This is a genomic window from Gordonia sp. p3-SID1431 (genome assembly GCF_025143765.1).
Lineage (GTDB): Bacteria > Actinomycetota > Actinomycetes > Mycobacteriales > Mycobacteriaceae > Gordonia > Gordonia hongkongensis.
The window spans coordinates 1-13834 of the sequence record NZ_JAMBDT010000030.1; the positions used below are offsets into that span (position 1 = coordinate 1).

A 13834-nucleotide genomic window follows, 5' to 3' on the forward strand; every position below is an offset into this window, starting at 1 on the left:
CCGCAGGTTCCCCGTCGCATATCCCCGAGGAGACGCCCATGAGCGATTCGCTGACGCCCCTACTCGCCGACAACCGCAGCGCACTGGTGACCGACCTCGTCGGTGTCATCGACGCCGAGGTGGCCGACCAGTCGGGTCTGAGCGGCGCTGCTGTGAAGACCGCCTACTCCGCGGTGCAGAAGGTGAAGCCCGGTGTCGTGCGCAGCGCCACCGATCAGATGGCCGAGGACTTCCTGAAGGCGCTGGCGCCCTTCTGGGATTCCAAGCCTGCCGGTGTCGCCTTCGGCGACCACCTCTCGGCCAACGGAGATGCCGCGGCCGAGGCCCTGCTGTCGGTGACCGACCAGCAGGCCGAGACCGCCAAGCCCGCACTCGCGAAGGCGTACAACTCGCTGCGCGGCAAGGGGAAGAAGTACGTGATCGCGGCACTGCCGCGTCTGGGTGCCGCCATCGAGCGGCACGCCGCCTAGGAGTCGGCGCGCGCGTCGTCGGCGGTCGCACCGACCTCCCCAGAGGGTCGGGTCAGACCGCTGACGACGCGATGGCCACGAGTGCCACGACGACGCCGATGAGTGCGGCGAGCATCGACAGCACACGCCACACATGGACGCGGGCGGGCGAGATCTCGGTCCCGTTCGGGGCGACGTCGGGCGATGCGGCCGCGGTCGCGGCAGCGGGAGTAGCAGCGGCGGGGGTTCGTGCGATTCGGGGTGAGGCCATGACCTGTCACCACTTTCGGTTGTCCGGGGCCAACGGGGACCGGCGCGGTCTCGCGTTCGCCCGGTATCGATACTGCAGTGATAAATGTGTCACAAGTTACTCGAGTAGCGTCGGCGCCCACATAGCGTGTCGCGATAACGAAACCGCAACACCGCGGTGGCGGCGAACGTGCCGACCGAACCGGTTCCGCATGCCGACCCCGAAAGCGCAGGACGCCGAATGAGATTACCGTCCGCCATCCGCCTCGACGCCCGGTCCGCCTGGCTTGTCCTCGTCGCCTGCCTGTCGGTCAGCATGGTCGTGGCCGCCATGGCCGCCCTCAACACTGCCCTGCCCGACATCGCGATCGACACCGGCGCCGACGCCGGTCAGATGACCTGGATCGTCGACGGTTACACCCTGGCGCTCGCGGCGCTCCTGCTCCCGGCGGGCGCGATCGGCGATCGGCTGGGGCGCCGCGAGGTACTGATCGCCGGCCTTCTCCTCTTCGGCCTCGCCTCACTGGTGGCGATCTGGGTGGACGGCCCGACCCAGCTGATCCTGGCCCGGTGCTTCGCCGGTGCCGCGGCGGCGCTGATCATGCCCACCACGTTGTCCCTCATCACGTCCGGGATGCCGGAAGGTCAACGCGCGGTCGGGATCAGCATCTGGTCGGCGATCGCCGGCGGCGGCGCCATCGCCGGCTTCCTGGTCACCGGGCTTCTCCTTGAGTTCTTCTCCTGGCACTCGATCTTCATCACCTTCGCCGCGGCGTCAGCCGTCGCGGCCGCGCTGTGCCTGACGATCGGCACCTCCAAGGACAGCGACCCCGGTCGCTTCGACATCCCGGGGACCGTCTGTTCGGTCCTGGCCATCACCGGCGTCGTCCTCGGTCTGCTCGAGGCACCTCATCGGGGCTGGGCGGATCCCGTTGTCCTGATCTGCATCGTGGGCGGCGTCCTGCTCGCGGGCGGGTTCGTCGCCGTGGAACTGCGTTCGACGTCGCCGCTGTTCGACGTCCGGTTGCTCGGCAACCGCGCCTTCGGGTCCGGGGCGCTGTCGGTCGCGGTCCAGTTCCTCGCCTCGTTCGGCATGTTCTACCTGCTGCTGCAGTTGCTGCAGCTGGTCTTCGATTACACCCCGCTGCAGTCGGCGGTCGCGCTGATGCCGTTCGTGGCCGGCGTCGGCCTCACCACCCTCATCGCGAACTGGCTTGCCGTACGACTGGATTCGCTCAAGTTCGTCATCGCCGCCGGCGCCCTGCTGTCCGGCGTCGGGCTGATCCTCCTCGGATCGTTCCGGTACGAGACGTATTGGACGCTCGCCGGCGTGGTCGCATTGATAGCGGTCGGGATCGGTCTGGCGTCGGCGCCCGCCACGACGGCCATCATGTCCAACACCCCGCTCGACAACCAGGGCGTCGGCTCGGCCGTGAACGACACCGCCCGGGAGATCGGCGCGGCGATCGGTATCGCGATCGCGGGCAGCATCGTCGCCGCGGGATACCAGTCGCGCATCGGCGAGACCGCACAACTGGCCCGCGATCAACTGACCGCCGCCGGTGAGCAGCGCATCGCTGCCGGCGACACCGCCGGCGGCCAGGCCATGGTCGCCCAGGCCGACCAGGCCGGGACGCTGATCGAGCGATCCCTCGCCGAGGCGACGGTCGTCGTGGACCGGTTGTCCGGTCAGGCCGCATCGCTCGCGGAGAAGATCGCCGACGGCAGTCAAGAGGCGTTCTACGTGCCGTTCGAGTACGCCTGCCTCGTCCTGGGCGGGATCATGCTCGTCAGTTCGGTCGCGCTGCTGTGGCTCACGCCGCGACGCGTCGTCGAGGTGCCGCCGACCATCGAGTCCGACCCCGACCAGGACCGCGACGACACCTACGCCCGCGACTGAGTAGCCTGTCCCGGTGGTACTCACCGCGGACAGCATCGCCGGCACCCTGGTCGGAGTCGCCGCCCTGCTCGTGGTGATCGTCGCGACCGTTGTCGCCCAGCGTGTTCCGGCCGTTGTGGTGGCCGCACCGGTCGCCGCGCTGCTCCTCGCGCTCGGCCTGGCCGACGTCGAGCAGGCCGCCGACGAGATCGCCACGATGGCGCCGACCATCGGCTTCCTGGCCGCGATGCTGGTGGTCGCCGATGCCTGCGCCCGCGCCGGGGTCTTCACCTGGATCGGCGCCCTCCTGGCCCGGTGGAGTCGGGCCTCGCCACATCGGTTGTTGCGCATCGTCTTCCTGGCCGCGGCGACGACGACCGCGGTCCTCAGTCTCGACACCACGATCGTCCTGCTGACGCCGGTCGCCGTCGCCACCGCACGGCGGATCGGGGCGCCGGTGACCCCGGTCGCGTTCGCGAACGCACACCTGGCCAACACCGCGTCGACCCTCATGCCGGTGTCGAACCTGACCAACCTCCTGGCGTTCTCCGCGACCGGGCTGACCTTCCTCGGCTTCACCGGCGTCATGCTGGCGCCCTGGATCGCCTCGATCGTCGTCGAATACCTCATCTTCCGGATGTACTTCGCCGACTCGCTCGCGCGCGCTGCCCCGGCAGCCGATTCGATCGCCGGCGATCCGGCTCCGGTGGATGCTCCGCCCCGCCCCACCCTCATGCTGGTGATGCTCGGCTTGCTGCTGCTCGCCTTCGTCGTGACCGAACCGCTGGGCGTCCCGTTGGCCGCGGTGGCCGGCGTGGGCGCGGTCGCCTTCACGGTGCCGCGGTTGCTCGACGCACCGCTGCCCACTGTGCGGGAGACGGTGCAGGCCCTGAACATCCCGTTCCTCGGATTCGTCGCCGTGCTCGGTGTCGTCATCCTCCCGGTGCGAACCGGCCCGATCGGCGACTGGATCGGCAACCTCATCCCGGATGACTCATCACTCGTCGCGCTGCTCGCGGTCGCCGCGCTGGCCGCGGTCCTCGCCAACCTGGTGAACAACCTGCCCGCCACCCTGCTGCTCATCCCGCTCGTCGCCCACGAACCCGGCCTGGTCCTGGCGATGCTCCTCGGCGTCAACCTCGGACCCAACCTCGCCTACTTCGGGTCGCTGGCCAATCTGCTGTGGCGCGACATCATGCACCGCGACGGCTCCGGCGGGGGCAGGGGCGCCCCGACCTCCCGCGAGTACCTACGCCTCGGCGCACTCACCGTTCCCGCCACGCTCGTCGTCGCGGTGGTCGCACTGTGGGGCGTGCTGCGGCTGACGTCTGTGGCTTGACGCAGGTGACCTCGACGGACGCGGCGTCCTCGCAACGCTCGGTCGACGCTGCTCGGCCAGCAGTGGGGGCCACCGGCCCCGGCGCGCTCGCCCGCGCCCCGGTTCCTACCATGACCTTCATGCTCGCCGCCCTCTTGTCCTTCATCGTCACCGCGACGCTGATCGTGCTGCTGCCGGGTCCGGACACCCTGGTGGTCCTGCGCGGAGTGGTCCGCGGTGGACGCGGCGAAGCCTTCCGGACCGCCGCGGGCATCGTGTGCGGACTGATGGTCTGGGTCACCGCCGCCGTCCTGGGCCTGTCGGCATTGCTGCAGGCCAGCGAGACCGGTTACGAGATGCTCAAAATCGTCGGGGCCTGCTACCTCGTGTGGATGGGTATCAGCTCGGTCCGCGCGCTGCTGCGCGCCGCACCTGATCTCGCGGCATCGCAGGACGTGGTCGAGCCGCCCGCGGGCCGGAAGGCGGGAGTGCTGTTCTCCGGTTTCACCGCCGGCCTGCTCACCAACATCCTCAACCCGAAGATCGGCATCCTGTTCATCAGTCTCTTGCCCGGCTTCGTGCCGGACGGCTACTCGACGGGATGGACGACCCTCGGGTTGGGGGCGATCTACATCGCGCTGACCGCCGCGTACTTCACCGTGCTGGTGGGCGCCGCGGGCCGAATCGCCGGATGGCTGCAGAGCGCACGAATCCGCCGTCGCGTCGAAGCGATCGGCGGAGTCGCGTTGATCGGGCTCGGAGTGCGCCTGGCACTCGAGGGCTGATCAGACCGGGGCGGCCTCGTTTGCCGCGGCCGCGGCCTTGGCCCAGCGGTAGTCGGCCTTGCCGGCCGGGGTCCGCTTGACCTCGTCGACGAAGACGACCGTGCGGGGCACCTTGTAGCGGGCGAGGGTCTCCCGGCAGTGGTCCTGGATCTCCTCCAGCGACGGCTCGTCGGCCCCGTCGGCGACGTTGACCACCGCCGCGACCCGCTGGCCGTACTTCTCGTCGGGAACCGGGACGACGAGTGCGTCGGCGATCGCCGGATGCGCGTGCAGCACCGCCTCGACCTCCTCGGCGTAGACCTTCTCGCCGCCGGTGTTGATGCACTGCGAACCGCGTCCGAGGAACACGATCGAACCGTCGGCCTCCACGGTGCCCATGTCGCCCAGGATCGAGATCCGGGTGCCGTCGGCCAGCGTCGGGAAGGTCTTCGCCGTCTTCTCCTTGTCCTTGTAGTAGCCGAGCGGGACGTTGCCGATGCGCGCGATGTAACCGACTTCGCCCGAGCCGGGCTCGATCTTGTTGTGCCGCTCGTCGACGACCATCATCCGGTCCGTCGGCGGGACCTTCAGGTTCCCGTTCTCGTCCATCATGATCTCGCCGTCGTTACCCGACTCCGAGGCGCCGAAGTTGTCGCGCAGCACCAGATCCGGCTTCACCGCGAGCATCCGGTCACGCACGTGCTGGGACCAGATCGCGCCGCCGGAGGTGATCGAGAACATCGACGACAGATCGACGGAGTCCTTGCGCTTCTCGAGCTCCTCGACGAGCGGCATGCCCATGGCGTCGCCGACGATGAGGACGATGTTGACCTTCTCCTTCTCGATCTCGGTCACGATCGCCTCGGGGTCGAAGTCGCGCTGGATGACCAGCCGGCCACCGAGGGTGAAGAACGTGAACAACGAGTACGACGCCGCGCCGTGCATGAGCGGAGCCGCGAGCAGGAACGCGATCGGCGGGAAGTCCTTGACCGCCGTGCCGATCTCCGCGAGATCCTTGCGGGCCTCGCCGTACGGGTTGCCCCCCGACAGCGGCTTGCGGAAGAAGTCGTCGTGCTGCCACATGACGCCCTTCGGGTACCCGGTGGTGCCGCCGGTGTAGAGCAGGTAGAGCTCTTCGCCGGTGCGCGGCTCGAAGTCCCGGCCGTCGGGCTTGGACTCCGCGTCGGCGAACGACACGATCTCGACGACGCGCCCGTCGGGCAGGTCGGCGACCGCCGCGCGGAGTTCCTCGACGATGTCCCCGATGACGAACACCGTTCGCACGGTGGGGGTCTCGGCGAGCAGCGCGGCGACGCTGCGCTGGTGCTCGGGCAGTTCGACGATGATCGCGCGGGAGTCGGAGTTGTCGAAGATGTACTGCAGTTCGGCGTTGGTGTAGCGGTAGTTCACGTTGACCGGGACCGCGCGCACCTTCAACAGCCCCAGCAGACTCGTCACGTGTTCGATGCTGTTCTTCAGGAACAGCGCGACATTGTCGAACGCACCGATCCCCGCGCCGGCGAACAGATGTGCCACCTGATTGGAGAGGTTGTCGAGTTCGGCGTAGCTGATCTGGCGACCCTGGTAGCTGAGCGCGATCCGCTCGGGCACCGAGTCGGCGACGGTCTCGAAGACATCGGCGAGGTTGAACTTCATCGTGCGCGCTCCTTGGTTCTACGGAGTGAATTGGTGGAGAAAAAGTGCATCGGATAGTCAGCTGTCATGCGGTAAGCACCAATCCGCTTGTGGGAACGCCGGTTCCGGCGGTCACGACGACCTTCTCGGCCGCTTCGACCTGGTTGACCGAGGTCCCGCGGATCTGCCGGACACCCTCGGCGATCCCGTTCATGCCGTGGATGTAGGCCTCGCCCAGCTGACCGCCGTGCGTGTTCAGCGGCAACCGGCCACCCACCTCGAGGGCACCCGGTTCCCGGACGAAGTCCTTGGCCTCGCCCCGACCACAGAACCCCAGCTCCTCCAGTTGCAAGAGCGTGTACGGGGTGAAGTGGTCGTAGAGGATCGCCATGTCCATGTCGTCGGGGCGCAGTCCCGACTGCGCCCACAACTGCCGGCCGACGAGCCCCATCTCCGGCAGACCGGCGAGCTCGTCCCGGTAATAGCTGGTCATGATGTACTGGTCGGCAGCACTGCCGGCCGCGGCGGCCGCGATCACGGCGGGCTTGTGCGGCAGGTCTTTCGCGCGTTCCGGGGACACGATCACCAGCGCGACACCGCCGTCGGATTCCTGGCAGCAGTCGAGGAGGTGCAACGGCTCGGCGATGTACCGCGAGTTCTGGTGGTCTTCCAGGGTGATCGGCTTGTCGTAGAAGAACGCGTCCGGGTTCACCGCCGCGTGTTTGCGGTCGACGACGGCGATCCGCCCGAAATCCTCACTGGTGGCGCCGAAGTCGTGCATGTAGCGCTGCGCGATCATCGCGACGAACGCGGCCGGTGTCGACAACCCGTGCGGGTAGGTGAAGGCGTTCTCGGTGCCGGACGAGTTCTCCTGGTTCGCCACCGCCGAATTCACCTGCCCGAAGCGCAGTCCCGACCGTTCGTTGAACGCGCGGTAGGCCACCACGACGTCGGCGACACCCGTCGCCACCGCCATCGCGGCCTGCTGCACTGTGGCGCACGCCGCACCACCGCCGTAGTGAATGCGCGAGAAGTAGGTCAGGTCCCCGATCCCCACGGCCCGGGCGACGGAGATCTCGCTGTTGGTGTCCATTGTGAACGTGACGAGACCGTCGACGTCGGCGGGTGTGAGACCGGCGTCGGCGATCGCCGCGGACACCGCCTCCGCGGCGAGTCGCAGTTCGCTGCGCCCGGAATCCTTGGAGAACTCGGTGGCACCGATACCGGCGATGACCGCCTGACCGGACAGTGATCCCATCAGAGTCCCTCTCCTCGACCCGCAGGCGAACCGACCGTGTCGGGTTCGGTCGCACCGATCGTGAGCGTGACGGTCGAGATGACGTGCTTGCCCAGAGAATTCGTCCCGGTCACGGCGACGGTGATGACCCCGGCGTCGACCGCGGTGACCTCGCCGGTGAAGGTGACCGTGTCGTAGGCATACCAGGGGACGCCGAGTTTCAGTGCGATCGAACGGATTCGGGCATTCGGTCCGGCCCAGTCGGTGACGAACCGCTCGACCAGCCCGGTGTCGGTGAGGATGTTGACGAAGATGTCCTTGGACCCCTTCGCCTGCGCGAGGTCGCGATCATGATGCACGTCCTGGAAGTCGCGTGTGGCGAGCGCGGTCGCCACGACGAACGTGGGGGTAGCCTCGATCGTCAACGCCGGCAGCGTCGTTCCGACGGCAGCGGGGTCGGTGGCAACGCTTGTCATGCGGGCTCCCCTTCGGTAGGCACGGCCGGTTCCCACGCGTGCAGGGTCCAGGCCGGGGTCCCGGCCTCGTCATCGGCAGGGAAGTCGAGATAGGTCGCGCGCACCGGCATGCCGATGGCCACCTGCTCGGGTTCGACGCCCCGGAGCTCACCGAGCATGCGGATTCCCTCGTCGAGTTCGACGAGGGCCACGACGAACGGCAACCGCCGCCCGGGCACCTTCGGCGCGCGGTGGACCACGTAGCTGTACACGGTGCCGGTACCGGCCGCGACCACGTAATCCGCTGGCGGGACGGTTCCGTCGGCCTCGCGCGGCTTCCAGGTCGCCGGCACCGGCGGGTGCCGCAGCGCCCCGTCGCCGTCGCGCTGGATGCGCAACTCGTGGGCGGCCACGCCCTCCCAGAAGAAGGCGGTGTCCCGGGATGCGCTCGGCTTGAGCAGCCGCGCCGGGTCGAGATCGTCGGGCACCCCGGCGTCGGAAACCGGCTCGGCAGCAGCGCGTGCGGCGGGGCGGAACTTCAGGATGCGGAACCGCATCTCGGCGACGACCTCACGCGCCCCGTCGTCTCCGCCGACCGACCAGACGTTGCGGGTGGTGAAGAACCAGCCCTCACCGAGTGCGGTGTTCTTCGGTCCCACCACCTCCACGAGTTCGGCCGACAGCGCGACCTCCTCGCCCGGACGGGTGTAGCGGTGATAGACGGTGTCGCAGTTGGTCGCCACCACAGAGGTGAAGCCGGCCTCGTCGAAGAGTTCGCTCGCGCGACCCAGCGGATCGTCCGCGGTCCGCACCCCGTGGAGGCCGCGCATCGTCCACACCTGCGCCATCGCGGGCGGCGCGACGATGCCGGGATGGCCGGCATCCCGGGCCGCCGCGTCGTCGGTGTAGACAGGGTTCGTGTCGCCCATCGCCTCGACCCAGTTGTTGATCATGGGCTGATTGATCGGGTCCCGCCCGGCGACCGGTGCGCTCGGTCCGGCGTCGATGATCTCCTGCGCGGCGGCTCGGATCGCCTCGTCTCCGGCGACGCCGTCGCGGGCGAGCTCGGGCGCGCTCACCGCTTGGCCCGCGGGAGTCCGAGGCCGGCGGTCGCGATCATGTCGCGCATGACCTCGTTGACGCCACCGCCGAACGTGATGACGACGTGGCGCTTCTCCTGGACGTCGAGCCAGTTCACCAGCGCCGCGGTCTCCGGATCGGCGAAATCGCCGTAGCGCCCGATGATCTCGTCGACCATCCGGCAGACGGTCTGGATGCGTTCGGTCGAGAACACCTTGGTGGCCGCCGCGTCGGCCATCGAGATGGCCTCACCCGTCGCGGCCACCTGCCAGTTGAGCAACTCGTTGATACGGCCGTAGGCGTCGATGGTCGCGAGCGCGCGACGGACGTCGGGATGCTTGGCGATGACCGTCCCGTCGGGGCCCGGCCGCTGCGCCCAGGCACGCACCCGTGCTGCGAGTCCGTCGATGCGGCCGGCGGGGCCGAGCATCACGCGCTCGTGATTGAGCTGGGTGGTGATCAGCTTCCAGCCGCCCCCCTCCTCGCCGACCCGCATCGACACCGGAACCCGAACATCCTGGTAGTAGGTGGCATTCACGTGGTGTGCGCCGTCGGCGGTGATGATCGGCGTCCACGTGAAACCGGGGTCGGAGGTGTCGACGATCAGGATCGAGATGCCCTTGTGCTTGGGTGCGTCGCGATCGGTGCGGACGGCGAGCCAGATGTAGTCGGCGTCGTGTCCGCCCGTGGTGAAGATCTTCTGCCCGTTGACCACGTAGTGGTCGCCGTCGCGGACCGCGGTGGTGGTCAGCGACGCCAGGTCGGTGCCGGCCTCGGGTTCGGTGTACCCGATGGCGAAGTGCACATCGCCGGCCAGGATCGCGGGCAGGAACTTCTGCTTCTGCTCCTCGGTGCCGTGGACCTGCAGCGTCGGCCCGACGGTCTGCAGCGTCACCGCCGGCAGCGGGACGTCGGCGCGCACGGCCTCGTTGGTGAAGATCTGCTGTTCGATCTCACCGAAACCCTTGCCGCCGAACTCCGTCGGCCAGCCGACGCCCAGCCAGCCGTCGTCGCCCATCCGCTTGATGACCTTGCGGTAGGTCGGGCCGTGGCGTTCGGTCAGCATCACCGCTGCCTCGTCGGGGGTGACGAGGTCGGCGAAGTACTCGCGCAGTTCCGCGCGCAGCGCGCGCTGTTCGGGGGTGAGATCAATGAACATCGGGCACCTCTGCGATACGGGTGTCGTCGGCGGGGACGTCGGTGATGTCGGCGAGCTCGTCGAGCCGCACGTGCGCTCCGCCCACCAGACGCGCGAGGTCTTTGGTGAGCGAGAAGTAGCGGTGAAGCGGATAGGTGATGTCGACTCCGATGCCGCCGTGCAGGTGGGTCATCGTCCGCGTGGTCGGCGGGACCTCCTCGGCCAGCCAGTAGGCGGCGATCGCGAGATCGGTTGCGGCGTCCAGACCTTCGGACAACCGCCAGGCCGCCGAGGTGGTCGCGAGCTCCATCGACCGGCCGACGACGTAGATGTCGGCGAGTTGCTGGCCCACCGCCTGGAACAAGGCGATCGGCTTGCCGAACTGCTCGCGCGTGGAGACGTGGTCGGCGGTCAGTCGGGTGGCGCCGGCGACCAGGCCGTCGGCGTAGGCGCACAACGCCAGGCGGTAGCGATCGCGGAGGATCGCAAGGTCGCGGACCAGGATGTCGGCGTCGTCGACGGGTACGTCGTCGAAGGCCACCGTGTACTCGCCCCAGCCGCTCGAGGCCGGTGTGCGCGTGACGGTGACCCCGTCGGCATCAGGCGAGACGGCGACGACACCGGCATCGGCGGCCACCAGGAACAGTGAGGCACCGTCGGCGTGCAGGACGCCGACCTTCGTGCCGGTGAGCCGCCCGTCACGGACCGAGGTCCGCGGATGCGCCGTCAGGGCGTCGCCGTGTTCGCCGATCGCCACCGACACCCAGCTGCCGCCGGTGAGCGAACTGCCGAACCGCGACCACACCGATCCCTCGCCGTCCTGGGCGTCGGCCCTGGCGAACACGAGCGCCGCGGTCAGCGATCCGAGCGCCGGCGTCACCGCCGCGGCCCGGCCCATCCGGCGGAACAACGGGAGCAGACCCGACTCGTCGACCTCGTCACCGTCGAGCGAGGCCGGCAGGGGCAGGGCGAGCAGTCCGGCGTCGACGAGCGCCTGCCAGCCATCGGCCTCGAACCCGCCGCGGGTCGCCTCCTGCTCGGCCGCTGCCGTCCCACCGGAATGACGCCCACCGAACGTCGACTCCCAGTCGGGCTGCCGTCGCGCGAACACGTCCTCGGCGACGTCGCGAACCGCGATCGCCGTGCCGTCCAGGGCAAAGTCCACCCTGTGCCTCCCTCACCATGAACCCGTCAAGAACTAGAACCTGTTCTAGTTGTATCAGAGTCCGCGCGCAAGGGTGTCGGAATCGGCGTTTATCTGCGGTTTCGGCACTTTCGCCGCAGCCGGTTACCGCGGCAAACCGAGAATGCGTTCCGCCGCGGCCGTGCGCAGGATCTGAGTCGTGCCGCCCGCGATCGAGAGGCAGCGGTTCTGCAGGACCGCGTCGGACGCCTCGGTCGCCGCCAGACCCGCGACCCCCAGGAGCCGCAGCGCGAGATCGGGTACCGATTGGCGATGTTCGACGCCGATCAGCTTGCGCACGCTCGACAACGCACCGGGGTCGAGCCCGGCCAGTTGCCTGGTCGCCGCCCGCGCGTCGAGGACCCGGCCGACGTGTGCGTCGGCGAGCTGGGTGCCGAGCGACGCGAGCTCCTCGGCGGTCAGCTCCCGATCCATCGACCGCACCTGCGAGAGCAGCGACTCCATCTCCTTGCCGAGGCCGGTACCGCCCATCGCCACCCGCTCGTTCGCGAGGGTGGTGCGGGCCAGCCGCCAGCCGCCGTTGATCTCGCCGACGACACAGTCGTCCGGCACGACCACACCGTCGAGGAAGACCTCGTTGAAGTTGGCCCGCCCGGACAGCTCGCGCAGCGGCCGGATGTCGATGCCAGGCGAACCCATGTCGACGAGGAAGTAGGTGATGCCCTTGTTCTTCGGCGCCTCGGGATCGGTGCGTGCGAGGCAGATCGCCCACTGTGCGTTGTGCGCCTGCGAGGTCCAGATCTTCTGGCCGTCCAGGCGCCAGCCGGCGTCGACCCGTTCCGCCCGTGTGCGCAACGCGGCCAGGTCCGAGCCGGCCTCGGGTTCGGAGAACAGCTGGCACCACACGATGTCGCCGGCCAGCGTCGGGGCGACGAACCGCTCGCGCTGCGCGTCGGTGCCGTGTTCCAGGATCGTCGGGATCGCCCATGCGCCGATCACCAGGTCGGGCCGCTCGATCCCGGCCACCTCGAGCTCGGTGTCGATCAGCAGCTGCATCGCGGCATCCGCCCCCAGACCGTGCGGCGCCGGCCAGTGCGGGGTCAGGTAGCCGGTCTCGGCGAGGAGACGGCGACGATCATCGGGTTCGGCGTCGGCGATCCTCGCGACGGTGGTGCGGACCTCGTCGCGCCGGTCCTCGACCTGCGAGAGATCCAGACGGAAGCGCCGCCGCGCCCCCGCGAGCCCGAGCCGGGCGAGGGCGGCGGCGTGCGACAACGCGTTCGCGAGCGCCGCCTGCGCGGCGAGTGCGGCGCGCAGATACAGGTGGGCATCGTGCTCGAAGGTGAACCCGATGCCGCCGAGGACCTGGACGCAGTCCTTGGTGTTGGCGACCGGGTCGCGACCGACCACGACGTCGGCCGCCAGCCTGCTGATCTCGAGTTGCTCGAGCGCCGGAGCGAGCCCGTCCCCCGTCCCGGCCGCGAGCACGTCGTCGACCGCGCCGGCGACATCCCACGCGACCGCGGTGACGCGTTCGCTGCGGCACAGCATCTCGGCGCAGATGTGCTTGATCGCCTGGAACGACCCGATCGGCACGCCGAACTGGGTGCGGACCTTCGCGTACTCGACGGCGGTGTCGAGAGCCCACCGGGTGACGCCGCTCTGATAAGCGGCGAGCGCCGCCGACAGCAGGCCCGCGACGAACGTCCCGTCGCCCAGTTCGACGAGGTCCTCGACGGCGACCCCGGACAGTGTCACGTGGCTGACCGACGCGGTTCCGTCGAGCGGGGTCTGCGGCGTGACGTCGGCGACTCCCGCACCCGGCGGGAGGATCCACCAGGACCGTTCCCGATCGTCGGTCCCGAATTCGACCAGCACGGCGCACCCCTCGACGTACCCGCCGACGAGTCCGAGGTCGAGGTCGCCGCCGGACAGTTCGAGGGCCACCCCGGCGTAACTCGTCGCGGGCGTCACCACCGGCACCGACCCGGCCAGCACCTCGCCCAGCAGTCCGGCAGACCGGTCGGTGTCGCCCTGCGGCGAATCCGCACGGCGAACCGCCAGCGCGATCGCTGCGGTCACCGTCGGACCGAGCGGGCCGGGGACGAGATCGGCCCCACACTGCTCGAGCATGGCGGCCACGTCGAGGAAACTCGCGCCGAGACCGTCGGACGCCTCGGGGACCGCGGCGGCGAACACGCCCAGATCGGCGATCTGCGAAAATAGACCGGTCCACTGGTCGCTCGGCTTGTCGAGGTCGGACCGCACGATGTCGGTCACACTGGTGGAGCGCGCCCAGGACGCGATGCTGTCACGGACCGCGATCTGCTCGGAAGACGTGGCGATTGTCACTGGCAATCCCTGTATGTCGAGTTGTGCCGAATAATTAGAACCTGTTCTAATATGCCATGGGTGTACTCGGATCGGGTAGCCACCCACGATCCACCCATTGAGACGTTTGATCACGTGAGGATGTTCGAGAGCAC

The 13834-nt window shown here is 69.1% G+C and carries 12 protein-coding genes; 4 read left to right on the forward strand and 8 right to left on the reverse strand.

Going from position 1 to position 13834, the window contains the following annotated elements:
* Positions 1-38: 38 nt before the first annotated feature.
* Positions 39-470, forward strand: a complete 432-nt coding sequence (locus tag M4D77_RS09885) for a DUF6918 family protein (protein WP_058251180.1) — start codon at positions 39-41, stop codon at positions 468-470.
* A 52-nt stretch (positions 471-522) separates the two neighbouring features.
* Here the strand turns inward: M4D77_RS09885 and M4D77_RS09890 are convergent, their stop codons facing one another.
* Positions 523-720 carry a hypothetical protein gene (locus tag M4D77_RS09890; RefSeq protein WP_065629132.1) on the reverse strand — a complete coding sequence of 66 codons (198 nt, stop codon included), beginning with the start codon at positions 718-720 and terminating at the stop codon, positions 523-525.
* A 219-nt stretch (positions 721-939) separates the two neighbouring features.
* On the opposite strand from M4D77_RS09890, the gene M4D77_RS09895 reads away from it, so the two are divergent.
* From M4D77_RS09895 to M4D77_RS09905, 3 genes are all read left to right on the forward strand, one after another.
* Positions 940-2598, forward strand: coding sequence for an MFS transporter (locus M4D77_RS09895; RefSeq protein WP_247451339.1), 1659 nt, complete (start codon positions 940-942; stop codon positions 2596-2598).
* Between the two features lie 13 nt (positions 2599-2611).
* Positions 2612-3916 (forward strand): SLC13 family permease, encoded by a 1305-nt coding sequence (locus tag M4D77_RS09900; RefSeq protein WP_259936125.1) that lies wholly within the window; start codon positions 2612-2614, stop codon positions 3914-3916.
* A gap of 119 nt (positions 3917-4035) precedes the next feature.
* Positions 4036-4680: a LysE family translocator gene (locus M4D77_RS09905; protein WP_203235893.1), complete on the forward strand. Its 645-nt coding sequence runs from the start codon at positions 4036-4038 to the stop codon at positions 4678-4680.
* Here the strand turns inward: M4D77_RS09905 and M4D77_RS09910 are convergent, their stop codons facing one another.
* From M4D77_RS09910 to M4D77_RS09940, 7 genes are all read right to left on the reverse strand, one after another.
* The gene (locus M4D77_RS09910) at positions 4681-6315 is read right to left on the reverse strand and encodes an acyl-CoA synthetase (protein WP_159370101.1); all 1635 of its coding nucleotides are present in this window, start codon (positions 6313-6315) and stop codon (positions 4681-4683) included. It abuts the gene before it with no gap.
* A 64-nt stretch (positions 6316-6379) separates the two neighbouring features.
* On the reverse strand, positions 6380-7552 hold the full coding sequence (locus tag M4D77_RS09915; protein WP_159370100.1) for a lipid-transfer protein: 1173 nt from the start codon (positions 7550-7552) through the stop codon (positions 6380-6382).
* Entirely contained in the window at positions 7552-8007 is a 456-nt protein-coding gene (locus M4D77_RS09920) for a MaoC family dehydratase (protein ID WP_159370099.1), read from the reverse strand. Before M4D77_RS09920 ends, M4D77_RS09915 begins: the two co-directional genes overlap by 1 nt.
* Positions 8004-9065, reverse strand: coding sequence for a bifunctional MaoC family dehydratase N-terminal/OB-fold nucleic acid binding domain-containing protein (locus M4D77_RS09925; protein ID WP_159370098.1), 1062 nt, complete (start codon positions 9063-9065; stop codon positions 8004-8006). The genes M4D77_RS09920 and M4D77_RS09925 overlap by 4 nt, the downstream gene beginning before the upstream one ends.
* A complete protein-coding gene (locus M4D77_RS09930; protein ID WP_058251187.1) occupies positions 9062-10225 on the reverse strand; it encodes an acyl-CoA dehydrogenase family protein in 1164 nt (387 codons plus the stop codon). Before M4D77_RS09930 ends, M4D77_RS09925 begins: the two co-directional genes overlap by 4 nt.
* A complete protein-coding gene (locus tag M4D77_RS09935; protein ID WP_065629126.1) occupies positions 10215-11369 on the reverse strand; it encodes an acyl-CoA dehydrogenase family protein in 1155 nt (384 codons plus the stop codon). Before M4D77_RS09935 ends, M4D77_RS09930 begins: the two co-directional genes overlap by 11 nt.
* Positions 11370-11492: 123 nt before the next feature.
* Positions 11493-13700: an acyl-CoA dehydrogenase gene (locus tag M4D77_RS09940; RefSeq protein ID WP_159370097.1), complete on the reverse strand. Its 2208-nt coding sequence runs from the start codon at positions 13698-13700 to the stop codon at positions 11493-11495.
* Positions 13701-13834: the final 134 nt, after the last annotated feature.